General features: G+C 61.5%; 25 protein-coding genes, 2 pseudogenes and 1 riboswitch. Of the genes and pseudogenes, 13 read left to right on the forward strand and 14 right to left on the reverse strand.

Annotated features, from left to right (window positions below):
- Positions 1–21 precede the first annotated feature (21 nt).
- The 11 genes and pseudogenes from LC298_RS15325 to LC298_RS15375 all read right to left on the reverse strand — a co-directional run bounded on the left by LC298_RS15325 (position 22) and on the right by LC298_RS15375 (position 10,716).
- Complete coding sequence (locus tag LC298_RS15325) at positions 22–378, reverse strand: hypothetical protein (protein WP_131569518.1); 357 nt, start codon at positions 376–378, stop codon at positions 22–24.
- Positions 375–872, reverse strand: coding sequence for a hypothetical protein (locus tag LC298_RS15330; protein WP_131569516.1), 498 nt, complete (start codon positions 870–872; stop codon positions 375–377). Before LC298_RS15330 ends, LC298_RS15325 begins: the two co-directional genes overlap by 4 nt.
- On the reverse strand, positions 869–2,479 hold the full coding sequence (locus LC298_RS15335; RefSeq protein WP_131569514.1) for a Fic family protein: 1,611 nt from the start codon (positions 2,477–2,479) through the stop codon (positions 869–871). The genes LC298_RS15330 and LC298_RS15335 overlap by 4 nt, the downstream gene beginning before the upstream one ends.
- 145 nt (positions 2,480–2,624) lie before the next feature.
- Positions 2,625–2,783 (reverse strand): annotated as a pseudogene (locus LC298_RS15340) (DUF736 family protein); the annotation flags it as partial.
- A gap of 626 nt (positions 2,784–3,409) precedes the next feature.
- Positions 3,410–4,549 (reverse strand): Gfo/Idh/MocA family protein, encoded by a 1,140-nt coding sequence (locus tag LC298_RS15345; protein WP_131569512.1) that lies wholly within the window; start codon positions 4,547–4,549, stop codon positions 3,410–3,412.
- Positions 4,546–4,854: a putative quinol monooxygenase gene (locus LC298_RS15350; protein WP_131569510.1), complete on the reverse strand. Its 309-nt coding sequence runs from the start codon at positions 4,852–4,854 to the stop codon at positions 4,546–4,548. Before LC298_RS15350 ends, LC298_RS15345 begins: the two co-directional genes overlap by 4 nt.
- Positions 4,855–4,857: 3 nt before the next feature.
- Positions 4,858–5,829, reverse strand: coding sequence for an ABC transporter permease (locus tag LC298_RS15355; RefSeq protein WP_199223299.1), 972 nt, complete (start codon positions 5,827–5,829; stop codon positions 4,858–4,860).
- Positions 5,819–7,447, reverse strand: coding sequence for a sugar ABC transporter ATP-binding protein (locus tag LC298_RS15360; protein WP_223385694.1), 1,629 nt, complete (start codon positions 7,445–7,447; stop codon positions 5,819–5,821). The genes LC298_RS15355 and LC298_RS15360 overlap by 11 nt, the downstream gene beginning before the upstream one ends.
- The gene (locus LC298_RS15365) at positions 7,393–8,595 is read right to left on the reverse strand and encodes a levoglucosan dehydrogenase (RefSeq protein WP_131569508.1); all 1,203 of its coding nucleotides are present in this window, start codon (positions 8,593–8,595) and stop codon (positions 7,393–7,395) included. The genes LC298_RS15360 and LC298_RS15365 overlap by 55 nt, the downstream gene beginning before the upstream one ends.
- A 113-nt stretch (positions 8,596–8,708) precedes the next feature.
- The gene (locus tag LC298_RS15370; RefSeq protein WP_131569505.1) at positions 8,709–9,833 is read right to left on the reverse strand and encodes a substrate-binding domain-containing protein; all 1,125 of its coding nucleotides are present in this window, start codon (positions 9,831–9,833) and stop codon (positions 8,709–8,711) included.
- 58 nt (positions 9,834–9,891) lie between these two features.
- Positions 9,892–10,716 carry a sugar phosphate isomerase/epimerase family protein gene (locus tag LC298_RS15375; protein ID WP_131569503.1) on the reverse strand — a complete coding sequence of 275 codons (825 nt, stop codon included), beginning with the start codon at positions 10,714–10,716 and terminating at the stop codon, positions 9,892–9,894.
- Positions 10,717–11,009: 293 nt separating this feature from the next.
- Here LC298_RS15375 and LC298_RS15380 point away from each other — a divergent pair, with 293 nt between their 5' ends.
- From LC298_RS15380 to LC298_RS18210, 3 genes are all read left to right on the forward strand, one after another.
- Positions 11,010–12,413: an ROK family protein gene (locus LC298_RS15380; protein WP_131569501.1), complete on the forward strand. Its 1,404-nt coding sequence runs from the start codon at positions 11,010–11,012 to the stop codon at positions 12,411–12,413.
- Between the two features lie 27 nt (positions 12,414–12,440).
- On the forward strand, positions 12,441–13,439 hold the full coding sequence (locus LC298_RS15385; protein WP_131569498.1) for a substrate-binding domain-containing protein: 999 nt from the start codon (positions 12,441–12,443) through the stop codon (positions 13,437–13,439).
- Positions 13,440–13,870: 431 nt separating this feature from the next.
- On the forward strand, positions 13,871–14,149 hold the full coding sequence (locus tag LC298_RS18210; RefSeq protein ID WP_199223298.1) for a helix-turn-helix domain-containing protein: 279 nt from the start codon (positions 13,871–13,873) through the stop codon (positions 14,147–14,149).
- A 783-nt stretch (positions 14,150–14,932) separates the two neighbouring features.
- On the opposite strand, the gene mntR is transcribed toward LC298_RS18210, so the two are convergent.
- A complete protein-coding gene (gene mntR / locus LC298_RS15395; protein ID WP_131569496.1) occupies positions 14,933–15,391 on the reverse strand; it encodes a manganese-binding transcriptional regulator MntR in 459 nt (152 codons plus the stop codon).
- Between the two features lie 91 nt (positions 15,392–15,482).
- Here mntR and LC298_RS15400 point away from each other — a divergent pair, with 91 nt between their 5' ends.
- The 4 genes from LC298_RS15400 to phnE are packed head-to-tail and all read left to right on the forward strand — an operon-like array spanning position 15,483 to position 19,775.
- The gene (locus LC298_RS15400; protein ID WP_131569494.1) at positions 15,483–17,363 is read left to right on the forward strand and encodes a c-type cytochrome; all 1,881 of its coding nucleotides are present in this window, start codon (positions 15,483–15,485) and stop codon (positions 17,361–17,363) included.
- Complete coding sequence (locus tag LC298_RS15405; RefSeq protein ID WP_131569492.1) at positions 17,363–18,238, forward strand: phosphate/phosphite/phosphonate ABC transporter substrate-binding protein; 876 nt, start codon at positions 17,363–17,365, stop codon at positions 18,236–18,238. Before LC298_RS15400 ends, LC298_RS15405 begins: the two co-directional genes overlap by 1 nt.
- A complete protein-coding gene (locus LC298_RS15410; protein ID WP_131569490.1) occupies positions 18,235–19,017 on the forward strand; it encodes a phosphonate ABC transporter ATP-binding protein in 783 nt (260 codons plus the stop codon). Before LC298_RS15405 ends, LC298_RS15410 begins: the two co-directional genes overlap by 4 nt.
- Positions 19,017–19,775, forward strand: a complete 759-nt coding sequence (gene phnE / locus LC298_RS15415) for a phosphonate ABC transporter, permease protein PhnE (RefSeq protein ID WP_131569488.1) — start codon at positions 19,017–19,019, stop codon at positions 19,773–19,775. The genes LC298_RS15410 and phnE overlap by 1 nt, the downstream gene beginning before the upstream one ends.
- A 3-nt stretch (positions 19,776–19,778) precedes the next feature.
- Here the strand turns inward: phnE and LC298_RS15420 are convergent, their stop codons facing one another.
- Both LC298_RS15420 and LC298_RS15425 read right to left on the reverse strand, forming a co-directional pair.
- The gene (locus LC298_RS15420; RefSeq protein ID WP_199223297.1) at positions 19,779–19,973 is read right to left on the reverse strand and encodes a hypothetical protein; all 195 of its coding nucleotides are present in this window, start codon (positions 19,971–19,973) and stop codon (positions 19,779–19,781) included.
- Between the two features lie 187 nt (positions 19,974–20,160).
- Positions 20,161–20,411 (reverse strand): annotated as a pseudogene (locus LC298_RS15425) (transposase); the annotation flags it as partial.
- A 311-nt stretch (positions 20,412–20,722) separates the two neighbouring features.
- On the opposite strand from LC298_RS15425, the gene LC298_RS15430 reads away from it, so the two are divergent.
- From LC298_RS15430 to thiC, 6 genes are all read left to right on the forward strand, one after another.
- On the forward strand, positions 20,723–21,379 hold the full coding sequence (locus tag LC298_RS15430) for a hypothetical protein (protein WP_199223296.1): 657 nt from the start codon (positions 20,723–20,725) through the stop codon (positions 21,377–21,379).
- Positions 21,380–21,602: 223 nt separating this feature from the next.
- Positions 21,603–21,833 carry a hypothetical protein gene (locus LC298_RS15435; protein ID WP_199223295.1) on the forward strand — a complete coding sequence of 77 codons (231 nt, stop codon included), beginning with the start codon at positions 21,603–21,605 and terminating at the stop codon, positions 21,831–21,833.
- A gap of 26 nt (positions 21,834–21,859) precedes the next feature.
- Positions 21,860–22,039 (forward strand): PepSY domain-containing protein, encoded by a 180-nt coding sequence (locus LC298_RS18215; protein ID WP_223385700.1) that lies wholly within the window; start codon positions 21,860–21,862, stop codon positions 22,037–22,039.
- A gap of 4 nt (positions 22,040–22,043) precedes the next feature.
- Positions 22,044–22,709 carry a response regulator transcription factor gene (locus LC298_RS15445; RefSeq protein ID WP_131569482.1) on the forward strand — a complete coding sequence of 222 codons (666 nt, stop codon included), beginning with the start codon at positions 22,044–22,046 and terminating at the stop codon, positions 22,707–22,709.
- Positions 22,706–24,067, forward strand: a complete 1,362-nt coding sequence (locus tag LC298_RS18140) for a sensor histidine kinase (RefSeq protein WP_131569480.1) — start codon at positions 22,706–22,708, stop codon at positions 24,065–24,067. Before LC298_RS15445 ends, LC298_RS18140 begins: the two co-directional genes overlap by 4 nt.
- Positions 24,068–24,145: 78 nt before the next feature.
- Positions 24,146–24,269, forward strand: a riboswitch (TPP riboswitch).
- 98 nt (positions 24,270–24,367) lie between these two features.
- Positions 24,368–26,170 carry a phosphomethylpyrimidine synthase ThiC gene (gene thiC, locus LC298_RS15455; RefSeq protein ID WP_131569478.1) on the forward strand — a complete coding sequence of 601 codons (1,803 nt, stop codon included), beginning with the start codon at positions 24,368–24,370 and terminating at the stop codon, positions 26,168–26,170.
- Positions 26,171–26,172 lie beyond the last annotated feature (2 nt).

Here is a 26,172-nt window from a genome sequence, read left to right on the forward strand (position 1 = left end):
GGCCAGATCGAGCTTCTTCAGTTAGTGCGGATGCCGAATATCGTGGAAGAGCTGCTCCAGGAAAGGGATGCGCAAATGCTCCTGCGCCATTTCCAGGTCGAAAGGCTCGGCATCTTCGGTGCGGTTCCAGAGTATCCAGGCGGCAAACAGGCTGCAGAAGGCGGTCTGAATGAGGCTAGACCGGAAGAACCGATCTCCCTTCTCGTCATCAAAGTCGAAGGACAGGCCAAGCGTGTTTCGGTAGCCGTCCAGAAGCGGCGCAACGGGTTTAAGATCATCGGGTAGGGCGTCCTTGGCGTTGCGCACTTGCCAAGCCAAAGCCTTGGCCAGATCGGCCGGGTCGGCAATCGGCGCGAAATCAGTTACCGAACGGGTCACGAGCTCGATGAGGTCGGCTTGCGCCTGCGCGTCAACATGGAGCTTGGCGTCTTTTCCAGACGCATTGCTCCACAGATCCACCGTCGCGATGAGATCGCGCTGGTCCGGCGGAATTGGCGTGCCTGCTCGCGCACATTGTTGACGAGCACCACGCCGGGACGACTGAGATAACAGCCGATCTGGTCGTTCCGCTCGGTTGTAACGGCGATGTCTTCGAGTGTCGCATCCGGCGTTTTGATCTCACCGAACACGCCAACAAACAGGCCGGAGTCTGCAAGTATGAAGTCCGGACGGTCTGTGCCGCCTTCCTTGGACTCCGATTTTCCAGTGCGGATCTCGAAAGGCAGGTTCTGTGTGCGTAGGATCGCGCTCAACAGATCACGTGCCGCCAGATAGAAGGTTTCCTCGGTCGTCGAACCGATTTCGCTCAGGCGCCGCGTCTCGGCGACATGGCGGGCGGCTTCGGTGGCGAGATTGTCGACATGCGCGCTCATTGACCCGTCCCCTCCCGCTCCGGTCCAGCGTCACGTTGCTGCCTTGCCTGAGCCTCATCCGGCACCTTCGCTACCGCTGTACCCCGGAGCCCGTCATTGACAAGGCCTCCCAAGAAGCTCGCGAACGGAGTGATGTTCTGTTTGACGCTCGCCTGCTCGAGGGCAGCCATATAGTCGTTGCGGCGCTCGACGGGGATCGCGGTCCAGGGATAACCGCCGGATGCCAGCATGACATTCATCAGGAAGCGTCCCATGCGGCCGTTGCCGTCCATGTAGGGGTGGACATAGACAAAGATGAAATGTCCAAGCACGACCCGCACGGCCGGGTCCTTTTCGGCGGCAAGGAGTTCAAAGAAGACCGGCATCGCATCGCGCACCGCGTGAGGGGCCAGCGGTACATGCATTGAACTGCGGATGAACACGCGGTCGCTGCGATATCCGGCAAGGTCAGCCGGCCTGACAAGGCCGGCGGTCACGCTCGGGGCGAAAAGCTCACGATACCAGTCACCGTGATCGCGATCGGCGACCGTGCCGGGATTTTCGTTGCCCAGCACGGTGCGCACGCTTGTCTTCACGGCCTGAAATGCAAGGTGGTAGCCGCGCGCGGCCAGCGCGTCTCGATGCTCGCGATCCTGTTCGTCCTGATCCGGATTCGAGTTGCCGGAACGCACGCGTTCAATCAGTGCCGGGCTGACACGGTAGCCCTCGATCGAGAGCGAATGATAGGCATCCGTCACGTAGATGTCGTCGAGACGTTTCAGATAGGCTTCGATATCGTTGGGACGGCCGGGCGCAGGCGGGAAGTTGTCCGCGATATCCGCACGCATCGCCTGCCACATCAGGCGAATGCGTCCGGCATATGCGGAGCGCTCGCGGGCGGGCAGGTCGAATTGCAGCCGGCTTTCGAACGGATCGGTTTCGCGGACATTGTAGCCTGCGGCCTCCATGTTCTTGACGATGTCATCGGCGATGCGTTCGCGGCCGATATTGCGAAATGCTCCTGCCAAACGTCCGGCAACGACGCTGTGCCCGCCTTCGAGCAAATGGGCAAGGATTTCCGAAGCGTCGGCAAAAAGTGCGAGCGCCGTGCGGGCGTCGGTTGGGCTTTGCGCGAAGAAACCGGCCGAAGCCTCCACCAGCGCGGCGGCGGGCTTGTAAAGGCGCAGGTTGTCTTCTTCGACGATATCCTTTCCCGGCGGAAGCGCGGCCCGGACATCGAAAATCGAAGTGCCGTGCATCAGCTTGGTTGGCTTGTTGCCGCCTTTTTCGGCACGCACCAGAAGCTGCGCAGGTACGGCACGGTTTCCGGCATGCAGTTTGAGGGATTGTTCCGGCGCAATGCACCAGGTTGTGCCGAAGCGCTCCCTCAGATATGCGGCGCAGAAGTCCCAGAAGGATGCATACCAGGGAGTCGTGTCTCCATCCCGGTCGTTTGGGCTTGACGGAATGTACCAGCCCTTCATCATCTCCTGCAGGAACCCGTTCTTGAGCAGCCGCTCGCGGTGGGTGCGCGTCAGGCTGTCCGAGCGGATCGCAACTGCGCCGTCATCCTGCAGCGCTTTGAGCACTTCCAGTGATTCAGCCAGTTTTTCGGAAGGAGTCGCCATCAGGCCTGAGCCGCCGTTCGGTTATTGCGTCGCGCGGCTCGTAGGTTTTAATGCCGGACGATTTTTAGGTTATTCGGTATTATCATGACTAGGTTTTTGTGTCGATCCAATGCAAGGGCATTTCGCATGGCTGGTGCCAGCGCGCCTAACCATCCCGTCTGTTCCACACCAGGAACGCCACGCCATCCTCCTCGAACAGAGCAGCCCGGATCGGTTCCGGGAAACTCGGATCGCCGAGCACCACGCTCAGATAGTCGCGCGGCTCGTCGCCTGAGGTCTTCGCCTTCCAGGCGGCGCCGAGCTCAGCCCGGCCAGCATACCGCTGGAAATACCATCAAAGTGGGTTTCATGCCCAATATGGCGCAAGATGCGCCAGAACAGACCAAGCTGGAGAATTTATTGATTTCAACAAATTAAGGCTGGTGGAAATTTCTTCGCGCCAGCCCCAGATGGAAAATCGCTAATCAAATGCATCATAAATAGGCCTTCGCAAAGCGCAAGAATTCCGTTATATTACAAAGGCTTACAGCGTTCTTCTCCCCTCACTCCCACTCCATCATATCCCGGGCGAATAGCACGGTGTTTTTACAGGCTTTTCTTTTGCAGCCGACAAGCCGTACCGTCAGTAATACCGTCACAATCTCAAATTATTGAAATTGTTCACTAATTCCGCTGATCAAGTTTTCGTTACCTGTCATGCAATGTTAGGGGCAATCTGGATTTGCGCTCAGATGCGCTACTTCCAGCTTATCATCAGCCATCAGAAGCGGTTGGTATGCTGTCAGCTCTCGGCCCGAAGCGTCATTGCGCGCCCATTCAAAGCTGCAACGCCGCGGGTCGAATCGGCCATTCTCTGCACTTGCGAGATCAGCCGATTCGTGAGCATCGGCTCAGCAGGACATCCATTGACGGAACGGCGATAGACCGCGGTCACCGCGCGGCCGACCCGAGGTCCACCCAGACGCCGTTGCCCATTGACGACCGGAGGCAGGACGCGATGAACCGCATGCCTGCCAGCCCGTCTTCGATGCTTGGTATCGGAACTTGGCGGGTCCCGTTTGACGCGCCGGCGCGGATCAGTTTAGCGGCGTCTGAATAGATGGTCGCGAAGGCCTCGAGATACCCTTCAGGATGCCCCGCGGGAGTACGCGCCGTGACGTTGGCGCTAGATGTCACACCAGCGCCGGCTCTTGTGAGGATGCGTCGCGGTTCACCGAAGACGGTGAAGGCAAGCGAATTCGGAGTTTCCTGGCTCCATTCGATGCCGGCCCGGTCGCCGTAAACGCGCAGGCGAAGCCCGTTTTCGTTTCCGACCGCCACCTGGCTGGCCCAGAGGGAGCCGCGTGCGCCAGTCTTGTATCGCAGTCGAACCTGCACATCATCGTCGACCCGGCGGCCGGCAACGAATGTGTTGAGCTCGGCGGAAAGGCTCTCCGGGGCCGCTCCGGTTACGAAGGTGGCCAGATTGAACGCATGCGTTCCAATGTCGCCAACACATCCGCCGGCACCAGAGCGCTCTGGGTCGGTGCGCCAGTCTGCCTGTTTGGTCGACAGCGTCTCGGTCAGCCAATCCTGGGCATACTCGACCTGCACGACCCGCAGCGCGCCCAGATCTCCGTTCGCGACCATCTCGCGCGCCTGCCGGATCATCGGATAGCCAGTGTAGTTATGGGTTAGGACGAAGTGCCTGCCCGAGCGCATGACCGCGTCGGCAATGGCGTCGGCGTCCTCCGCAGTCGCGGCCAGCGGCTTGTCGCAGATCACGTGGATGCCTGCATCGAGAAAGGCAACTGCGGGGCCTGCGTGCATGTGGTTGGGGGTGACGATGGCAACCGCATCGATGCCATCCTCGCGCATGGCCTCGGCCTGGGCCATGTAGCGGAAGTCGGCGTAGCTTCGCTCGGGCACGATGCCGAGGCCGGAAGCACTGGCTGCGGCGCGTTTGGGATCGGAACTGAGCGCGCCGGCGACCAACTCCCATTCTCCATCAAGCCGTGCGGCGTACCGGTGGACCGCGCCGATGAAAGCGCCGTGGCCGCCGCCAACCATGCCCAGCCGCAGGCGTCTCATTCAATCCACTCGCTGAGCATCGTCAGGTGCCGGATCTCAACCGGGCGGGCGAGCAACTCGCCCTGTCGGTCGAACAGCGGCTTGAGATGCGGCTTGGTCAGATGCTCGTCGAGGTCGGCCCGTGTTTTCCAGTTCTCGTAGAACACGAAGACACACGGATCGTTGGCATCGGAATGGAATTCGTAGTTGACGCAGCCTGCCTCGGCCCGCGTCGGAGCGACTTGCGCGATCAGGATCTCGTGCAGTTCCGCGCGGGTCTCGGGCTTTGCGACGACAGTTCCGATGATTGTGCATCCCGGGATCATGAGTCAGCTCCTTTTCTGGCTTAGCGCCACGGCCAGGATGATAATGCCGCCGCGGGCTATCAGCTGCTGGCTGAACTCGAGCCCCATCAGGATCAGACCGTTGTTGATCAGACCGATCATCAGCGCCCCGACGATGGTGCCGATCACCGTGCCGTAGCCGCCAAACAGGCTGGTGCCTCCGAGGACCGCCGCGGCGATGACGCTGAGTTCGTCGCCCTCGCCAAGCTGGAACCGGCCGGATTGCAGACGACCGGCATAAAGCATTCCTGCCAAGGCCGCCGCCATCGACGAGATGATCAGCACCCGGAACTTGATCGAGCGAGTGTCGATGCCGGAGTATCGTGCCGCGGTTTCGCCGCCGCCGGTGGCCAGTACCCGACGTCCGAAGCCGGTGCGCTTCAGGACAAAATGCCCGATGACGCCCAGGACCAGCATCCAGATTAGCAGAACCGGAATGATGCCGATGGATCCTCCGCCGAAGAGCCAGGAATAGGCAGGTTCGATGATCGGAACCGCGGCAGTGTCCGAGACCCACATCGCCACGCCCTTTGCGATGCCCATCATCGCCAAAGTAGTCAGGAACGATGGAATGCCGATGCGCGTGGTCAAGAGGCCATTGAAAACACCGACCGCGATGCCAGTTGCGAGGCCCGCCGCGACGCCGAAGAACATGCCGCCCGCGTCGATGGCTATAGCCGCCGTGACCGAGGCAAGCCCCGCCACGGCGCCGACCGACAGGTCAATCTCTCCCGACGACAGCACGAAGGTCATCGCGATCGCCATGACCGCGATCATCGCGGTTTGGCGGACAATATTCAGCAGGTTGTTGGGATTGAGGAACCCCTTGTCGTTTAGCGTCAACGCGAAGATCAGGAAGATCACCACGAAGCCAATATAGATGATGTTCTGACGCCAATTTGCCAGTCCGATGCGGGCCAGCATCCCGGGTCCGGAGAGTGTTTCACTAGTGGACATGTGCCGTTCCCTGATGTTTCAGGGCCTCTTGGATGTGGAATTGCAGTTTCTGTTCAGCCGCTTGGAGCTGATGCATGGCGTCATCGGCCGACAGGTCAGGGTCGTCGAGGTTGTGGCGCCCGTAGGTGCCGGCGGTATGGCCCTCGCTCATCACCACAATGCGGTCGCAGGCCGTCAGCAGTTCAGAAAGTTCCGACGAGATCATCAAAACTGCCTTTCCGGCCTTGGCCAGATCGCGGACCAGCCGGATGATTTCCGACTTCGAGCCGATGTCGATCCCGGCGGTCGGTTCGTCCAGGATCAGGATGTCCGGATCCGCGGCCAGCCACTTGCCGATTACCACCTTCTGCTGATTGCCCCCCGAAAGCGTGGATACCGCATGTTCGCGCGTAGCGGTCTTGATGCTCAGATGCTTGATCTGGTGATCGGCGGTCTCGCGCACGGCGTGATTGTTGATGATGGAACCTGACGAGACGTGGTCCAGCACCGCCATGGTGAGATTCGAGGCAACCGAATGCGCCGCGATGATGCCTTGGGTGGCACGGGCCTCTGGCACAAGGGCGATGCGGGCGTCGATGGCGTCTCGCGGCCTGGCGATCTGGATCGGTGTGCCCGCGACGCGAATTTCGCCCGACTGGATTGGGTCAATCCCGGCGATGACGCGCGCCAGCGACGAGCGGCCAGAGCCCAGCAGCCCCGCCAGACCCACAACCTCGCCACGGTGCACGGTCAGCGATACGTCTTTCGGCTTGTGCAGACCGCTGACGTTGTCAAGCTCCAGAAGCGGTTCGCCCAGATCGACCTCCTCGCGCGTAACGTCCGCCAGCCCGCGCGAGCGCTTGCCGACGATATGCTCGATCATCGTATCGATCGGCAGATCCGCCAGCGGCGCCGTGATGACGTGGCGGCCGTCGCGCAAAATCGTGGCGCGGTCGGCGATCCGGGCGATTTCGTCCATCCGGTGGCTGACATAGATGATCGCGACGCCTTTTGCCTTCAGCTTGCGCAGAAACGCGAACAGCCGCTCGACGTCCGAGACCGACAAGGCGGTCGAGGGTTCGTCGAGCACAAGCACGCGCGCATCCTGACTGATCGCCTTGACGATCTCGGTCAGCTGCCGCTGGCCCGCTCCAAGGTCACCCACGAGCGCTTTGGGATTCACCTCGACCTCAAGCATGTCGAACAGTTCTTTCGCCTTGCGCTCGGCGACTTTGTCGTCGATCAGCCCGGTGCCGGTCTTCGCCTCGCGGGTCAAGAACACGTTTTGGGCCACGGTCAGCGTCGGGATCAGGCTCATTTCTTGAAAGATCATCGCAACGCCGGCCTTGCGCGATGCTTCCGGCGACATCTCGGTGATGGTCTTGCCGCAAATCTCGATGCTGCCCGCGTTGGGCACATGCACCCCGTTCAGCACTTTCAGGATCGTCGACTTGCCGGCCCCGTTGCCGCCCAATAGAGCATGGATCTCACCGGCCCCGACCTGGAAATCCACGTCGATCAGGGCTTTCACGCCGCCAAAATGCTTGGAGATTCCGCGCATGTCGACGGCGTGGATGCTCCCGGTCATGCCGGTACCTTTGCCCGGTCTCTTGCCATCTGGGGCTTTACCTTCGTCCATTGGCCCGTCTCCCCCGCTTCGATCAGCGCGTCGGCCACCAGCTCGCAGGCATAGCCGTCGGCAAAGTTCGGCGACGGCTGTTTGCCATTGGCGATCGCCTTGAAGAAATCATAGCACTCGATGATCTTGGTCTCGGAATAGCCGATGCCAAGCGCCGGGATCGGCCACAGGCCCTCGCCGTATGGATGCGTCGGCCCAGTGTAGACGGTGCGGAAGCCGCGGGCGTCGCCGGGATCGTTCCGGAACATGACCTGCAATTCGTCCCGGCGCTCGTAGTTGAACAGGATCGACCCCTCGGTGCCGTGAATCTCCAGCGAGATGAAGTTGTTGCGACCCCAGGCGTTACGGGTCGCCTCCAACGAGCCGATGGCGCCATTCTCAAATCGCAGCATCGACACGACTTCGTCGTCGACATCGACCGGCGCGCGTTCGGAATCGGTACGCTTCTCGCTGGCACCCAGCTTATCGACCCCGCCCGCCTGTACCGGGCGCGTCTTTACGTAGGTCGGCGTGAGTGCGCTGACCTCGGCGATTGGGCCGACAAGATAGTGTGCAAGATCCACAACATGGGTGCCGATGTCGCCGATGGCGCCTGACCCGGCGATCTTTTTCTGAAACCGCCATGACAGAGGCCCGTCGGGGTCGGCCGACCAGTCCTGCAGATAGGTACCGCGAAAGTTCAGCACATTGCCAATCCGGCCTTCCTCTATGTATTTCCTGGCAAGGGCCACGGCAGGTGTGCGGCGATAGTTGAAGGCGACCATGTGGATTACGCCAGCTTTCTGAACCGCGTCCAGCATCGGCTTCGCCTCTTCAGCGCCGCGCGCCAGCGGTTTCTCGCAGATGATATGCTTGCCTGCCTTGGCCGCCATGATGGCGATTTCGGCGTGCACGTTGTTTGGCGCGCAAATGTCGACCACATGGATATCGTCCCGCACGATCACCGCGCGCCAGTCGGACGATGCCTCGTCGAATCCGAAACGTGCCCTTGCGTCATGCGCTAGATCGTCGGTCACATCGACAACGACCTTGCGGTGCGGAATGGCCGGAGCGGGCCAGAAGAACATCGGCATCGCCGCATAGGCCATGGCGTGGGCCTTGCCCATGAAACCGCCGCCGATCATCGCAACATTAAGCGTCTTGGTCATGTGTCTTGCTCCGGGTAAAGAGCGGCCGGGGTGCGCGCTTGGCGCACTGCGGGCCGCGGAAATCCTAGGGAAAAGGCGGGCCGGCGGCGGTAGGTCGCCGCCGGCCCCGAGCGTCACTTCATGCTTTTCTGGATGTTACGCGTAGCTTCCGTGCGGTAGACGGTCTGCCAGGCGTCGAGTAGGTTGTCCTTGCTGACTGGCAACGCGGGAAGTGCGACAAAGGCCGGGGCGTCCTTGCCCAGCAGGCCGTAGCCCGCAAGCATCGCCTCGGCGACGCCCTGATCGAACGGACGCTGCGCGCCCAAACCCTTGACGAAACCACCCTGGGCCATGTTGATCGCCACGTTCTCTCCCAAGTCGATCGTAGTGATGACAAGGTCGTCGCGCCCGGCGACCCGCGCGGCAGAGATCACGCCCTCGGCGGGCACGTCCCAGACCGCCCAGATGCCGTCAAGATCGGGGTTCGAGGTCAGCATGGCGCTAGCCACCTTGTCGGCGTCGCCGGTGAAATCCGGCCCGCCGATGCCCTGCTCAGCGACAATCTCAATATTCGGATAGTCCGACGCGACAGTGGCCTTGAAAGCGTCGTAGCGCTGCCGCGTCACAAAGAAGTCGGCTGCGTGGTAAACCAGACCGATCTTGCCGCCGGCCTCGCCCAGCGCCTTGGCCATCAAATGCGCGGCGGCAACCCCATTTCCGTAGTTATCGGCCGACACCACCGAGATATAATCCTCGCCCACCGTCAGCCCCGGCGGCGTGTTTTCCATGAACACGATCTTCACGCCGGCTATAGCGGCGCGTTTGTAGGCAGCGGCAGTTGCCGAGGGATCGGTCGGAACCGACACGATGACGTCGGGCTCCTGCGCCAGCACGGTCTCGATATCGGCGACCTGCTTTTCCGGCTTGAAACCGGCGTCGGTGACCGCGATCACCTTGATGCCCATCTCGGCGAACTGGTGCTTTAGGCCCTCGACCTGGGCGCGCGACCAGTCATTGCCGCCGTAATGCATGACAATCGCCGCAGTGGCGCCCATCGCCTTGATCTGGTCGATCTCGTCGGCGCTCAGCATCAGGTTCGAGGCCGGGCTGGGGTCTTCGCCATTCGGGCCTTTAGACAGAACGGTCGTCTCCAGCGCGGCTAAGGCTGCGTCAGGGTCGGCAACTACCGGCGTCGTCAGCCCGGCTGTCGCCAGAAGCGCCGCCATCGCGGTGCCGGTGAGGGTTTTTAAAATCGTCATTTGAAGTTCTCCCGTGTTGGACGCGGACCGTATCGGTTCGCCGTTTGGATAAGGCCTGTCAGGCCAGTTCGAGACATTTATCGAGGTAACTCTTGCTTAGCTCTGCCCCCTCGCGCGGGTCGTCCCAGGCGTCAAGCTCCACGGCCACCCAGCCATCGAATTCCGTATCGCGCATCGCGTCGATGATCGGGCCGCTGTCAAGGTCGCCGCGGTCAAGCGGCGTAAAGGCGAAGGGCTCGCGCTGCCAGCCCTTGAGATGCACGTAAGAGATCCGGTCGCGGTGCTCGCGGATCATCTCAGCCGGATCGCCGCCCGCTGCGGCCAGATGCGCGGTGTCGGGGCAGAAGTCGATCGAGGTTTCCTTGAAGATGCGCCGCACCTGCTCGGGCGTCTCGACGATGGTCGTCAGATGCGGGTGGTAGTGCGCAGTCAGTCCGCGCTCTTTCGCGATGCCGACGACCTGCTCCAGCGCTGTACCGAGTTTGGCGTAGTCGCCGTCACGAACGCCGTCGAACCGTTTCGCTCCGCCGCCGACCACGAAATGCGGGGCGCCAAGCTCGGCGGTGCGGTCGGCCGCGCAACGGATACGCGCCAATTCTTCAGGCAGAATCTCGTCGAATATGAAGTTTCCGCCGGAATAGGCAGCGACCAGGCTAAGCCCGTTGTCGTCGAGGAGCTTTCGAAACGACTTGGCCGAATGGTCCAACAGGTTGCCGTCGAAAAGCTCGACGCCCTGATAGCCGGCGGCAGCGATGTCGGCGAAAGCCGCGCCCATGTCGCCGAAGGTCCGGTAGGTCAGCTCGGTGATCGATGTAACGCCGACGGCGTTGCCGCCGAGCGGCCCCCAGCAATTCGCCTGATAAGCCAGCTTCCATTCGCTCATTTCGGTCTCCTATCGGCGCATTTGCCACTTCCTGCTCCGCGCCGCCGGACGTGTCGGTGGCAGATTTGCACATGTTAATGCGCCTGAAATTCCTTAGTCAACATTATTTCAACATAACTTTGCTATCTTTTGATGTTTATCAACAAAAGTATGGACTTGCCCGGCGAATTTCGGTTCGGTATCGAGGAAGATGACGGGAGATTCCGCTTTGAAGCGCCGCACAATACCTCGACACAGCCCCGACAAGGCCGAATCGCCCAACCCCGAGGCGCGCGGAATGGGAAGTCCCAGCCGTGGCTGACTTGGCTGTCAGAGAAAAGCGAGCGGCAAAGCGCGGCAAGGGCCGCCCGCGCAACTCCGAGGCCGCGGCGCCCAGCCTGGCGGCGATCCTCAACCTTGTGCGAACCGGCCGCGCCACGACCCGCCAGGAAATCGAGCGCGCCAGCGAACTCGGACGTGCTGCGGTCGCCGACCGCTTGGCGACACTTGGCGAACTCGGTCTGGTCGACGAAAGCGAGTTGGGCGAGGCCAGCGGCGGGCGTGCGCCGAGACTGGTGCGATTCAATGAGGCCGCCGGTCATATCCTCGTTGCGACGCTCGACCAAACGGCGCTTGGCGTGGCGCTGTCCGACCTGTCGGGCCGACTGCTAATCGAACACCACGAGGCGCTCGACCTTACCGCCCCCGCAGAAGCCACCATCGGGCGGCTTGAGACCCTCTTCGACTGGCTATTGGAAAGAATCGAGCCGACGCGTCCGGTCTGGGGCACAGGCATATCGATGCCGGGACCGGTGCAGTCGCCACCAGCAAGCGGATACCTCACCGATTCGCCTCCACTTCTGCCCGCCTGGGATGGAACACCGTTCGTCGAACGCCTGATTGCCCGCTTCGCCGCTCCTGTCTGGCTGCGCAGCTCTGTCGAGACGATGGCGATGGGTGAGGCAAAGGCAGGCGAAGGTGTGAACGCGCCGCACATGCTACTGGTAAAGGTCGGCAAACGGATCGGCGCCGGGCTGGTTGTCGGCGGCCGGCTCTATCGCGGTGCGCTCGGCGCGTCCGGGCTAATCGGCCAGCTGCCCGTTCAGGCAAACGGTCGCACTGGACCGCTGGAGGTCCTGGCTGGCAGTGACGCGATCGCCCGCGAGGGTCTGGTGGCGGCCGAGGCCGGGCGAAGCCCGATGCTGGCCAACGTCCAGAAGCGCACTGGCGCGATCACGGCCATCGACGTCGGTCAGGCGGCGCAGACCGGAGATCCCGGGGCGATGGAAATCATGTCGCACAGCGGGCGGCTGATCGGGCATACGGTGGCAACGTTGGCCAACATGCTGAACCCGTCGCTCATTGTGTTGAGCGGCTCGATTGCGCAGACCAACGATATCCTTCTGGCCGCTGTGCGCGAAACCGTCTACGGCGAGTCGCACCCGCTCGTGACCCGAGATTTGGGAATTTGCGCCTCGCGCCTGGGCAGCTCGGCCGGACTCGTCGGGGCCGCGGCCGTGGTGGTCGACGCGCTGTTCGAACCGGGTCACTTGCGCAGTTGGATTCTGAATGGCACGCCGATCGCGGCACCCGATTTCATTGAATTGATGCGGCAGGCACGAACGATCTGCGCTAGCGGAAAGAGCCAAAGTCGCGATGCGCTGGCGCCGCCGGCAACCGAAGGGACGTCGCCGGCGGCGCAGGCCGGCCCAGACTGAGAGCAAGGAAGGACACCGCGAGACCCCATGTCGATTACCGGATTAGGCCCACATGGCGAGCGGGCCGCCGCGCCGAGTCGCGTCGCGCTGACAGAGGACGATATCAAGTCAGCACGCGGCGCGCGATTCTCGGTCGCCATCGTGTTTCACACGACCGACAGCGACTGGTCGAGACAGTCCCTGGCAGGGATTGCAGCGACGCTCGGTCACTGCGGTGCCGTAGTCACCGAGGTGGTCGACTGCGGCTTCGACGCTGGCCGTCAGATCGAGGCGCTCACGCGGCTCAAGGACGAAGACGTCGACGCGATCGTATCGATTCCGGTCGCCAACGCTGCGGTTGTCGAATCGCACCGCCAGGTGGCGCGCGCCGGCAGACGTCTTATCCTGCACGACAACGTGCCGACCGGCCTTCTTCCTGGCAGCGACTACACCTCGCTGGTCTCGGCCGACAATTTCGGCCTCGGCCTGATCGGCGCCGAGCTCTTGTCGCCGCATGTCCAGGCAGACGCCGATGTCGGGCTGCTGACCTACGGTGTCGATTTTTACGCGACCAACGAGCGCGACATTGCCTTTGCCCGGTGGATGCGGGCAAACCGGCCCGACCTGGTTGTGCGAACCCAACGCTTCGCCGCCCTTGATCGGGTCGGCGAAGCCTTGGAAGAACTGATCGACGATCGTGCCAGGCTTGCCGGGCTTTTTGTGGTTTGGGACACGCCCGCGATGGATGCGGTCGCGACACTTGAGCGTCGCGGCCTGGATCTGCCGGTCACGACCGTCGATCTCGGGCTGGGCGGCGCCATGAACCTCGCCGCTGGAAAATCGATTGTGGGCATTGCGGCCCAACAGCCGTATATGCAGGGCGTTGCCGTCGCACAAACCGCCATATTGTCGCTACTGAACCGCCCGGTGCCTGGTTGGGTCGCGCTCCCGGGGCTTGCTGTCACGCGGTCCAACGTTGCCGAAAACTACCAGCAGGTCTGGAGCTCGGCTGCACCCGCTGCGCTTCTCGCCGCACAACGCGAATGACCGCGCAGGTTGTGCTGGATTGGAAGTTCAATTAGCGCAAGGCACTCGCACGATCCATACTTCATGTCTTTTTGCAACCGCCACAACAGCATGGAGCTCGACCTTGCAATTCCCAGGTTCGATCTGCGACCAATCGTTTGACCGAGACACACACAGATGTCAGGCGAAGGGGTGAATAGTTTATTAAATCTCCGATCGGACCGCCGCAGCGCAAAGAGCACCGCGATTTCGCCGCCTGTCGTAGGTTCGCGTTGCGCAGTGGGCGCAATGGGCCGAGATCTGGGGTCGCTGCAAGCGCGGAGAGTCGATGAGCTCGATCGGGCGGCGGTTTGACTGGCAGTCGTCCTCCGTGTTTTCGGTGATCTCGCCGACGGGTGGCATTCGTCCGGCGGAGCGGAAACGTGGCGCCCGGGCTATCAGACTCAGCGAACGTGAAGATATCTCCAGAGGGCTCAGCGTCAGGCGGTCCTTACGCGCGGCACCTTGGGCGTGCACCATCGACGATCAGCCGGGAGGTCAGACGCAATGGCCGGACTGACCCCTATCGGACGGCAGCCTCCGATCAGGCCGGTTGGGATCGTGCCCTGCCTCTCAAACCGTGCGAGCTGGCTTGCTACCCGGCCCTCAGCCGTATGGTATTGATGGAGCTGCAGCGAAATTCCGCTTCCCGCCCAATCTGGCCTTATTTTGCGTGCTGTGGAAGAGGATGAGGCCAAGGAACACAAAGGAGTTTCGATCTGCCCCAATGTTCGCTGCGGTACGTCTCAATCTGTCCAACAAGAGATCTCTGAAACACAGGAAAAACTAAACGAAAGACTGCCCACTCGCTGCGAATGACATTCTCATATACACCATAAACAAGCCTGCCTGATTCTCATAAAGTCGTTAAAAACCAAAGCTTTACTAAAGCGCCCTTCCCCTCACTCCCACTCCATCATATCCTAGGCAGAAAAAGCGTTGTTCTTTATTGGCGTTTTTATCGAGCCTTGGAGCCCGTACCGTCAGAAATACCGTCATGATCTCAAGCTGTTAAAATCATTCATCTATTTCTGGAGATCAAATTTCCGTTACTAGTAGCGAGCCAGCCATCATGACCATTTTCTGCTATGCGCATAGCAACCCTCCAACAGCTCTGGCCGTTTGCAGCTGATCATGCGCCGACATCGGCAGTATTTGCAGGGAGGCTGGACACCCAGATGAGATTACGTTCCGGGGTCTTCAGGTAGCGTCGCTATTCGCAGTGGTAACACGACAATCGCAATCAGCCCGCTGAGCCATATGTTGCACGACTTGTTAAGCTACCGCCGCGCGATGGCGCCCGCCTTGCCGCAGGATCGATCAGGACGGCGCTCAGGTCGAAACGCATCCAGTGAATATCCGAGATGCTGCGCTCGTCAGGCAAATGGCAGGCGATCGAGCTCGGCATCGCCATAGCGCAGCTGTCCACCTTCGCTGCCGGTATCGATTGGAGGGCCGTGAACTTTTTGGCGCGGTCATGGATGACCAATCTTCCGTTTGAATGCCGCAAGTGTCGCGTCACTGACGTGGTGCTCAATCCCCTCCGCATCGCGTTCCGCTGTTTCTTCGTCGATGCCGAGGCTCCGCAGGAACGCCACTACAATCCTGTGCCGCCTCCGACAGGCCTCCGCCAGCGCCTGGCCCTCGTCGGTGAGGAATATCGCGCGGTAGGGTTCCCGCCGAACAAGCCCCACGTTTCTGAGCCGGGTGATGTTCTTGGTGACGGTGGGCGCTTTCACTCCAAGGCGTTCGGCTATGTCGACCGGACGGGCCTCTCCCCGCGTCTCGATCAGCTCGGCAATCAACTCGACGTAATCCTCCGCCATTTCGCTCTCATGCGCCTGACGGACGGTTGCGAAGCCCTTCGCCTGTGCTTCGGGAGCCCTGTCGGCAGCTTCGAATGTTTCACGCCCATGTGATCGTGGCTTTGTCATGCCCGGACTGTGCATCGAGAAAGAATGATTGACAACTTGTTTGCTCTGGGTAGATAAATTAGCCACGTCTAACTTTTATGAGGAGACTACGTTGACCGGGAAGATCATTGGACTGTTTGTCGCGGCAGTCTTCGGCGCGAGCCTTGTGGCCGGACCGGTCTCCGCGACACCGGCGAAGGAGGCCCCATGGCTTCCCGAGGCGGCGGCCTACCGGCTGACGCTTTTCCTGGGAAATCTAGAGCCGCTACCTTGGGACGAGATTGAGACAGCGTGGTCGGAACCCTACCGGAACTCGGAGTTCTCCACCGGCGCGTTGGCGTGGCTGGAAGCCGAAAGCGGAGCAGACGCCGCGCTGCTGTTGGAAGCCATCGCCCGCCAAGACCGGCAGGCAGTCTTCGCCGAGGCGACGCGGCTGATCGCGCTCAGGATCGATGAAGAACTCGACGCGGCACTGGCGGCCGAAAACTCCGCGACCGCGCAGCAGGCGTTGCGTACGGCGCGCGAACTCTATCGCGCCTTCGCGGACGGCGTCGCTGCTGCCGATTCCGAGGTCGCGAGGCGCATCGGCCTCGCTTGGCTGGAACTGGCCAGCAGCACCGGATCGTCCGGCGTTTTGGGGGCCGGTGCGGCCCCCGCTGATCACGATGCCATGGCCGCCGCGCGTGCGGTCATCTCTGACTACCTCGCAGAGAACTACCTTGTGGACCGCTTCGCTCCGCGGGAAATGCTGAGCGCGCTGCCTGAGGCCGCCGCGCTGAGCGGTCGCACAATCGAGTTGCCGCCGAGTCTGCCGCCCGGCTCCGACATCTTCGATCAGGACCCCCTGCCGCTGCTTGTTCTGAACTTCGAGGAACAGGGAATCGACGAGACCGACCTGCCGCTCGTGGCCTATGGCGACATGCTGTTCGACAGCGCGCAGATCTTTGGCCGCCCGGCGCGCGACCTCGGGATCGCCTGCTCGACCTGCCACAACCGCTCGGACGTCAACCAGCGACTGTTCATTCCGGGCGCCAGCCATCAGCCTGGCGCGATCGACGTGGATGGCGCGTTCTTCAATCCGATCTTCAACGACCGGCGCGAAGATCCGCTCGACATTCCGAGCCTCCGCGGCCTGCGCTTTACCGGCCCCTACGGTCGCGACGGTCGCTTTGCCTCCTTGCGCGACTTCAGCCGCAACGTGATCGTCAATGAATTCGGCGGCGACGAACCGACGCCCTTCATGCTCGACGCGCTGGTCGCCTACTTGCTCGAATTCGACTTCCTGCCGAACTCGATGCTGACGTCTGACGGACGCCTGACCGAGACGGCCACGGAATCGGCTCGGCGCGGCGAAGCGATCTTCAACCGGCCATTCGCGGAGCTCGGCAACCGCTCCTGCGCCAGTTGCCACGTGCCGGACGGAAACTTCCTCGATCGGCAGGCGCACGACATCGGCTCGGCCAAGCCAGTCTATGAGGGTGCGCGCGCCGGTGCGTTCGATACGCCGACGCTACTCGGCACAGCCTCCACCGCCCCTTACCTCCACGACGGATCGCTGCCGACCCTGGCCGCGGTGGTCGACTGGTTCGACGAGACGAAAGCGCTTCAGCTGACCGACGCGGAGCGCGCTGATCTTACGGCCTATCTCGAAACCGTGGGCGCGGCGGACGAGCCCTACGAGGCCTTTGACGCCGAGAACACCGCCTTCCGGTTGGCATTCTCGGAATTGACAACCTTCGCGTCGACACTGGATGCGCTGCTCCCCCGGCGGGACGCTGAACACATCTTGCTGCTGACCGACACCGTGGCCGCCGACCTTTCCGCCGACGCCAGCACCATGTCCAACCTTTCCGCACGACCCGAAGTCTATGCGCTTGCGGAGCGACTGACCGAGGTAGGCGCGGCCGTACGCGCAGAAGACTGGGTTGCGGCGGAGGCGCGCTGGTCCGCGTTTAGGGCCGAGGCCAACGCAATTGAAGAAAGGGCGTTCTGATGCCGATACTGCTCACCCGCCGTACGCTGCTGACCCTTGTCGGTGCAAGCGGACTGGCTCTTGGTACTTCGGTCGCGGCGCAGGACCGTGGTCTGCGCCTTGCCTTCATTCCCCAGGAAAATCCTGAGAAGCTTCTGGGGGATATCGAGGCCGTCACCGGCTGGTTGGCCGAGGAACTGGGAGTTCCGGTCGAGGGTTTCGTCACCATCGACCATGCCGCCGCGGTCGAGGCGCTCCGGAACGGCGACGCCGACATCTCCTTCATGGGGGCGTTGCCTTTCGTGCTGGCCGAAGCCGAGATCGGCGCCGTGCCGCTGCTCTCCGAGGTCTACCGCGGCGCGCCGAGCTACACGGGCCGCATCTTCATTCGCCGCGACAGCGGCATCCAGACGCTCGCGGACCTGCGCGACCGCGATATCGCCTTTGCCGACCCGATCTCGGAATCGGGCTACCTGTATCCGCTCACCGAATTCGTGCAGGCGGGGCTGATCCAGAGCCCCGGGGAGGCGGAAGCGTTCTTCGGCCGCATCTTCTTTGCTGGCGGCTACCAGCAGGCGATGCAGGCAATGGCCGAGGGTCTGGTCGATGCCGCGGGCGCAAGTCAGTACGCGGATCTGCTCCTCACTCCTGATCAGCAGGCCCAGGTGACCTGGATCGCGGAGAGCGAGGCAATCCCGAGCCATCTGGTAATCGCGCGCCCCGGGCTGGACTCCGACCTCCAGGCGCGGTTCGTCGACGCAATGATGAAGCTCAATGAGCCGGAGAACCGCGACAAGCTTCAATATCTTTACGGCCCCGATGGATATGTAAAGGCCGATCCCGCTGATCATGATGGGGTGCGCGACATGGCACGGCGGTACGGTCTTCTGGAATGACCACGGCCGTCGAGATCGACGACTTAAGCTTCGCCTACCCGGGCGCAGACCGTCCCGCGCTGGAGCGCGTGTCGCTCATGGTCCCGGCGGGCGAGAGCGTGGCTCTGCTCGGCGCATCCGGGGCCGGCAAGACAACGCTCCTGGCGCTGCTCGACGGCAGGCTGCTGGCCTGGCGAGGACGTGCCTCTGTCCTGGGAGCGCCGATCGATCCCGATCATCCGCCGTCACGTGACCGGCGCGCTGACTCGGGCTTCATCTTCCAGGAATTCGCCCTGGTCGAAAGGTCCACGGTTCTGCGCAATGTGCTGAACGGCCGTCTGGGTCGGATGCCGCCTCTGCGCGCGGTTCTCGGTGCGCCGACGCCAAGCGATCTGGAGGTTGCCCGGGCGGCGCTGGATGATTGCGGCATCTCCGATTTGGCCGACCGCCGGGTTGACAGCCTCAGCGGCGGTCAGCGGCAACGCGTCGCCATAGCACGTTGCCTCGCACAGGAGCCTCGATTGATTCTGGCGGACGAACCCGTGAGCAACCTCGATCCCGCGCGCGCCGCCGAAATCCTGACGCTGCTGACCGGGGTAGCAGGGGCACGCGGAGCGACCGTCCTCTTCTCGTCGCACCAGCCGGACTTGGCACGCCGCTTCGCGCAGCGCATCGTCGGTATGCGAGGCGGGCGGATCGTCTTCGACGTGCCTGTCGCCGAGTTGAACGAGGACGCAACAGCGGACCTGTACCGGGATGGGGTGTCTGTGTCCGATGTCGGTCTCAGGGCGGTGACGTGATGCGGTCACGCCGGTTCGGCGGGATTGCGGCCGGGACGTTGGTTGCCGGCGCAGTTCTCTGGTCTTTCGCCACGTCCGACCTGGAGGTGTCGCGCATGATGTCGGCCGGGCCGCGCGTCGCCGAGTTCCTCGGCCGGATGTTCCCGCCGGATCCGACCGTGATGGACGAGATCGTGAAGGGAAGCGCGGAGACCCTGCGGATAGCGATCCTCGGATCGCTAGGGGCCGTGATTCTGTCTGTTCCGCTCGGGATTCTGGCGTCGGAGACGATGGTCTCGCCGGTGCTCTATCGCCCGGTCCGGACGCTTCTCGCCTTCATCCGCGCCGTTCCGCTGATCCTCGTCGCGATGCTCATGGTCGGTGCGGTCGGGCTCGGCCCCTTGCCCGGGATCATCGCGATAGCCTTCCACGCGACGGGGATGCTTGCAAAATTCTATGCCGAGGCGATCGACGGCGTCGCCCGCCGGCCCGTCGCCGCGCTGGAAAGCGCCGGCGCCGGGCCGCTTGCACGGCTCAGACACGCGATCTGGCCCCAAATGGCGCCGGTCGTAGCCCGCGACACGATCTTCCGGTTTGAGCTGAACCTGCGCGAGTCGTTGATCCTCGGCATCGTCGGGGCTGGAGGGATCGGCTTCTATATCCAGACCTACGTGCGCTCTTTCCAGTACGACAAGGCGGCGAGCGTCACTCTGGCCGTCATCGTGATGGTGGTCGCAATAGAGGCGATAAACGTGGCCCTGCGCCGCCGGTTTGCCTGAACGTCAGTGTCCATGGGCAAGAGCGCCCTGCGCCATGCGCTCGCCAATCGGTTCCCCGCCCGAATGGGGTACTTCGACCCGGTGACCGTTCAAGAGCCGGAGCGCGTTGGCCACGACAAGCAGAGACACACCTAAATCCGCTGCGATAGCGCCCCACATCGAGGCCATGCCAAGCGCGGTCAGTCCGACGAAGAGCATCTCGGCGGGCCTTTTGCCGCAAACCGTGGAAAACCGGCAAGCTCCGGATAGAGCGTTGTTGCCCAACCGGCTTCGTCGCGAATGAAACGTTCATCGAAGACAGGCACGAGGTTTAGGACTTCATCATAACGATCTTCGAGTCTGTCAAAAGCGTGCTCAAACAATTTCACGCCCTACATCTTTTGAGTCCCCATGTTGCGCCCGCTGCCAAGTGATGGGCCCGGATAATGGTAACGTCGATCATCTGAACCTAATCGAACTTGCGCCGCTATCGTCGAGCACATCTAGAACCATCTCTCACATACCTAGCAGCGTCCAGCGCCGGAAAAGGCGGTAAACGGATGACCATTTGCCTAACTCTTCAAACAAATCTCGCCACGGTGAACCGGCTCTCGCAATCCAGAAAACGGCGTCCGGCACTTGGCGATGATCACAAGCGGGGCGGTCGCCACGACCTTGAATAGCAATCAGAATGGGCAAAGAACGTCCCCCGACGTTCTCCATCACCAAACCCGCCACAGTATTCTCGGTAAAAGCTAACTTGAATCAGCTTTTCTCTGATTTTGTAATCCAGTTAATCAACCCGGCATAAAAAATACACCATCACATTTCCAACGTAATGCTAGATAATTTTCGCGACGATCCTGACAAATCACTGACAACCGATATCAGCTGTTCGTCAGCGATGCTTTGTTATCGTTTATACGGCAGTGGTCGTATCGACTATGCCGTAACTATAGGAGAGAGAAATGAATTTTACCAAGAACATCGCTGTCCTTTCCGGGGCCTGCGCTACATTCGTCCTTGCGACCGCTATTATTCCGGCTTCTTCCGACGGGGCGTGGAGCCAGCACATCGTGTCTGCAGCCTTTGCTCAAGACAATGGAGCCACCAGCGGTTACGGTGGATCCGGCGGCGGCTCGAGCAGTGACCACGGCGGGTCCGGCGGCGGCTCGAGCAGTGACCACGACGGGTCCGGCAGCGGCTCAGGAACCGGTTACGGTGGATCCGGCGGCGGCTCGAGCAGTAGCCACGGCGGGTCCGGCAGCGGCTCAGGCACCGGTTACGGTGGATCCGGCGGCGGTGGTTTCGATGGTGACCGGGGTAGCCGCGACCGGTCCGCATACGGTATTAACCGTGATGACAATCGCAAAGCGCGCGATGACAATAGCGGTTTCGGCCGATCGAGCGTCCAGCTCCAACTGGACCCGTCCAACTTGCCGCGCCTCCTTGATGGTTCGCTGGTTGCGGTCGACAATCTCAATCGGGTTCTTGAGGTCGAGTTGAGCGAACCCGGTTCGTTGAGGGTTGTCGCTAGGCCGCGAGATGAGGATGCGCGCCAGAAGCCCGGCCGGATAACCTCGGTGCGGCTGCTTTCGTCATCGCAAGTTCGCAACGCCAGGTAGTCTGCCTTCCCTCGGGCAGTCCTGGCGGCAAGAGCGGGTTTGTCCCGCTCTTGCTTTTCTCTGCGGCATACGTATCGTTTGTTACCTATGAAAAAAACCGTTCAGGATGTTGCTTGGCGGCGACGGGCGCTTTTGCAAGGAACCTGTCGGTTTCTCTCCGCAGCCCTCATATCCGCCATTTTGGGACAAGCTTCTATCGCCTACGCTAGGGATGGCGGCGGCGGTGGCGGCTCTGGCGGCGGCAGCTCTGGCGGTGGCGGCTCTGGCGGCGGCAGCTCTGGCGGCGGCAGCTCCGGCGGTGGCGGTTCCGGCGGTGGCGGCTCTGGCGGTGGCGGCTCTGGCGGTGGCGGCTCCGGCGGTGGCGGCTCTGGCGGCGGCGGCTCTGGCGGCGGCGGCTCTGGATCTGGGAGGGGCTACAGGCCGCTCAACCAGCTTGAAGCAACGCGTGCGGTGAGAGAGGGCGTAGTGCTTCCGCTCAAGGTGGTCTTGGAAAAAGTCGAGATGAACTACAAGGGCGCAGTCATTTCAGTTGTTTTGCTTTCGAGAGGTTACCGCCTTGAATATCGTTTCAAGATACGCAGCGACCGTGGTTCGGTCCGCACCATCCGCATAGACGCCCAAACAGGGCGATTTCTCGGATTTGGTTCTCTGTTTCGGTGACGCTGTGCGCATTTTGCTTGCCGAGGACGATCCGGTAATAGCGGACCATGTTATCGCAGCTCTCAACCGGGAGGGCTACACGGTCGAACACAATTGCAGCGGCCTTAGCGTGTGGGAAAGCGGTGATTTCGGCGGCTATGACGCTGTTATCCTTGATCTCGGTCTACCGGATCTTGATGGTCTAACCCTACTGCGTCGGTGGCGACGCGACGGCAATATGGTTCCTGTTTTGGTTCTGACCGCACGGGGCTCCTGGATGGAGCGGGTGGACGGATTTGAAGCTGGAGCTGACGATTACCTTCCCAAGCCTTTCCGAAATGAAGAGTTACTGGCACGTTTGAACGCCCTCTTGCGTCGTGCCGGTGGAAGTGCTCCCGCGCTGTTCAAAGTTGGCCGTTTCAGCCATGATGAAGCGCGTAGATCTATTATGTTCGATGATCAGCCCGTCGACCTTTCTCCCCAAGAATACCGCGCTCTGTTATTGTTGATGGCCGAACCGAACGCTGTTCTTTCCGCCTATGAACTAGCTCTTCATGTCCAAGGTCGGGACGACGATGCCGCCAAGAATGCTGTAGAAGCGATGATCAAGCGAATCCGCCGCAAAACTTCCCCCGATGCAATCGTGACGCGCCGCGGCTTCGGTTATAAATTAGGGGATGAGGAAACGTGAGTGAATCGCTCAGAGTGCGTCTCTTTGCCGGTGCTGGTTTTTTTATCACCCTCGGTCTTCTCATGACATGGTTCAGTCTGCAAAAGGTTTTTTTTCAATATATCTCGGCAGAATACGAGCACGAAATGTCGATGATAATAGACACACTTGCGGCCGACTTAGAATTTCTCGATGGTGGAAGATCGACTCTTGGCGGAACCCCTCTTGATCCGCGTTTTTCTTTGCCAGCAGGCGGGCGATACTGGGCAGTTGATGATGGAATTGAAATCACCCGTTCGCGCTCGCTGTGGGATATGCAGATCGATTCGAATGGCCTCAGCACATCTCGATATAGCGTCTTTTCGATAGGCCCTGGTCCGGACGGCGATCCAATCCTCCTGCTTACGCGCAAATTAAGCTTTGATACCCCAAGCGGCCTACGCAACGTTATTTTTTACGCTGGCTTTCCCCAAGGGGAAATGCAGCTTGCACTTAACAATTTCCGGTACGAGCTTGCCAGAATGCTGGCCTTAACCGCTTTAATGTTGTTACTTGCGGCAGTTCTGCAAATACTGCTCGGCTTGCGACCGCTGGAGGAGTTGCAATCACAGGTAGCCCGTTTACGAACGGGTGCCGTGGAAAGGTTGTCGTCAAAGGGGCCGATCGAGGTTCGGGCACTCGTCAGCGAGATAAACGAACTGCTCAGGGAGAAGGCAACTGCAGTGGAGCGCGCCCGTGCGCGCGCTGCCGATCTAGCACACGGGTTGAAAACGCCGTTGACTGCAATTTTACAAGTCGCCGAGACGCTGCCGCCGGCGACCGGAGGACTCATTATCGAACATGTAGAAGTGATACGCCGCCGATCCGACCGGCAGTTACTGCGTGCTCGTCTCGCCGTAGGACAGAAGAGTGGAGGAGAAGACTTCAAAGTTTTTGCCACCAAGCTCGTCCGGGTGATTTCCGCTATTCCGGTGGATCGCCAGATCGATTGGCGCATTGAGGTTGCCGATCGTCTAGCAGTACCGGTCGACTCCGCCGACCTCGCCGAAGCGGTGGGCAACATACTCGATAATGCGCGCAAATGGGCATCATCTCTAGTATGTCTGAAAGCGGAGCGGCGAGGCTCGAAATTAAACATCGAAATTGCAGATGATGGTTTCGGCATCGCAATTGGGGATCGCAAGCGTATTCTGGCGCGGGGCATGCATACGAACGACCCGCAGAGCGAAACCGGGCTTGGTCTGTCAATTGCCTGCGAAATCGTTGAAGCTTATGGGGGTTCTCTCAGCCTCGCGCCGGCCGAGATCGGGGGATTGAAGGTAACAATTGAACTGCCGGGATCCACGTCCACCTGCGTCCAGAACCCTTCCACGCACTGATCTGGCATCTTTGCTGGGCAGCGACCAAGCAGAGCTCTTTTCGAGCTTGACAATGGCGGCGCATTCGTCCCACTACTGTGACGTAGCCAGGGGAGCTCCGGCAAGGAGCTGAGAGGCCGACGGATGTGTTTTCACATCGGCGCGGCGACCCTTTGAACCTGATCCAGTTAACGCTGGCGGAGGGACGGTACAGCCGCAAATGTCCATGGCGCTTTTGGCGCGTGGTCTCCATTTCGGTGCCTGTATTCCACATCCAGCACGCGTGAATTGGATCTCTCCAACCGGTCAGGGGAGAGCCCGATGAACGCGATTACGCCGACTGTCACCGAGGGGCCGCTGCCCGCTTCGCGCAAGATATACATATCCGGAGAGCGGCATCGCGACATTCGCGTGCCGATGCGCCAAATCGATCTGCATCCGACCGCCGGCGAACCGCCGGTAACGGTCTACGACGGTTCGGGCCCTTACACGGATCCGGATATTAGGACCGATATTCGTGGAGGGCTGCCGCGCATTCGGTCGGAATGGATCGAGGCGCGTGGCGATGTGGAGGCCCATGACAGCCGCAGGGTGAGGCCGGAGGACAACGGCTTCGTTTCCGCGGACCGGCTGACGCCGGAATTTCCCGTCAAACCGCGCCCGCTGCGCGGCAGGCGCGGCAAGGCGGTGACCCAACTGGCCTATGCGCGCGCCGGGATCATCACCCCGGAAATGGAGTTCATCGCCATCCGCGAAAGTCTCGGCCGTGCGCAACCGGAGGAAAAACACAAGCGCGACGGCGAATCGTTCGGCGCCTGCATACCCGACCAGGTCACGCCCGAATTCGTCCGCGACGAGGTGGCTGCCGGCCGCGCCATCATCCCCGCCAACATCAACCACCCGGAAAGCGAACCGATGATCATCGGGCGCAATTTCCTGGTCAAGATCAACGCCAATATGGGCACCTCCGCCGTCACCTCCTCGATGGAGGAAGAGGTCGACAAGATGGTCTGGGCAATCCGATGGGGAGCGGACACGGTGATGGACCTGTCCACCGGGCGCAACATCCACAACACACGCGAATGGATCATCCGCAACAGTCCGGTGCCGATCGGTACCGTGCCGATCTATCAGGCGCTGGAAAAGGTGGGTGGCATCGCCGAGGACCTGACATGGGAGGTGTTCCGCGACACGCTGATCGAGCAGGCGGAACAGGGCGTCGATTATTTCACCATACACGCGGGCGTGCGGCTGCACATGGTGCCGATGACTGTGGACCGGGTGACCGGGATTGTGTCGCGCGGCGGCTCGATCATGGCGAAGTGGTGCCTTCATCACCATAAGGAGAGCTTTCTCTACGAGCATTTCGACGAGATCTGCGACATCTGCCGCCAGTACGACGTTAGCTTCTCGCTGGGCGACGGGCTGCGCCCGGGATCTATCGCCGATGCCAATGACGAAGCGCAATTCGCCGAGCTGGAAACGCTGGGTGAGCTGACCAAGATCGCCTGGGGTAAGGACTGCCAAGTGATGATTGAGGGTCCCGGCCATGTGGCTATGCACAAGATCAAGGAGAACATGGACAAGCAACTGGAGTGCTGCCACGAGGCGCCCTTCTACACGCTCGGGCCGCTCACCACCGACATCGCGCCGGGCTATGACCACATCACCAGCGGAATCGGCGCCGCCATGATCGGCTGGTTCGGCTGCGCCATGCTGTGCTACGTCACCCCTAAGGAGCATTTGGGCCTGCCCGACCGCGACGACGTGAAGACCGGGGTGATTACCTACAAGATCGCCGCCCATGCCGCCGATCTGGCCAAGGGCCTGCCAGGGGCGCAGCGGCGCGACGACGCGCTCAGCCGCGCGCGGTTCGAGTTCCGCTGGGAAGACCAATTCAACCTCGCGCTCGACCCCGAGACGGCGCGAGATTTCCACGACCAGACGCTGCCGAAAGAGGCGCACAAGCTGGCGCATTTCTGTTCGATGTGCGGACCGAAATTCTGCTCGATGCGCATCTCGCACGACATTCGGTCCGAGGCGCAGAAGGAGGGCATGGCCAGGATGGCGGAAAAGTATCGCAAGGGCGGCGACCTCTACGTGTCTCCCGGACCGGAGGAGTGAGG

Origin of the sequence: Oricola cellulosilytica (assembly GCF_019966575.1) — a bacterium.
In the GTDB taxonomy this organism is placed as follows: Bacteria; Pseudomonadota; Alphaproteobacteria; order Rhizobiales; family Rhizobiaceae; genus Oricola; species Oricola cellulosilytica.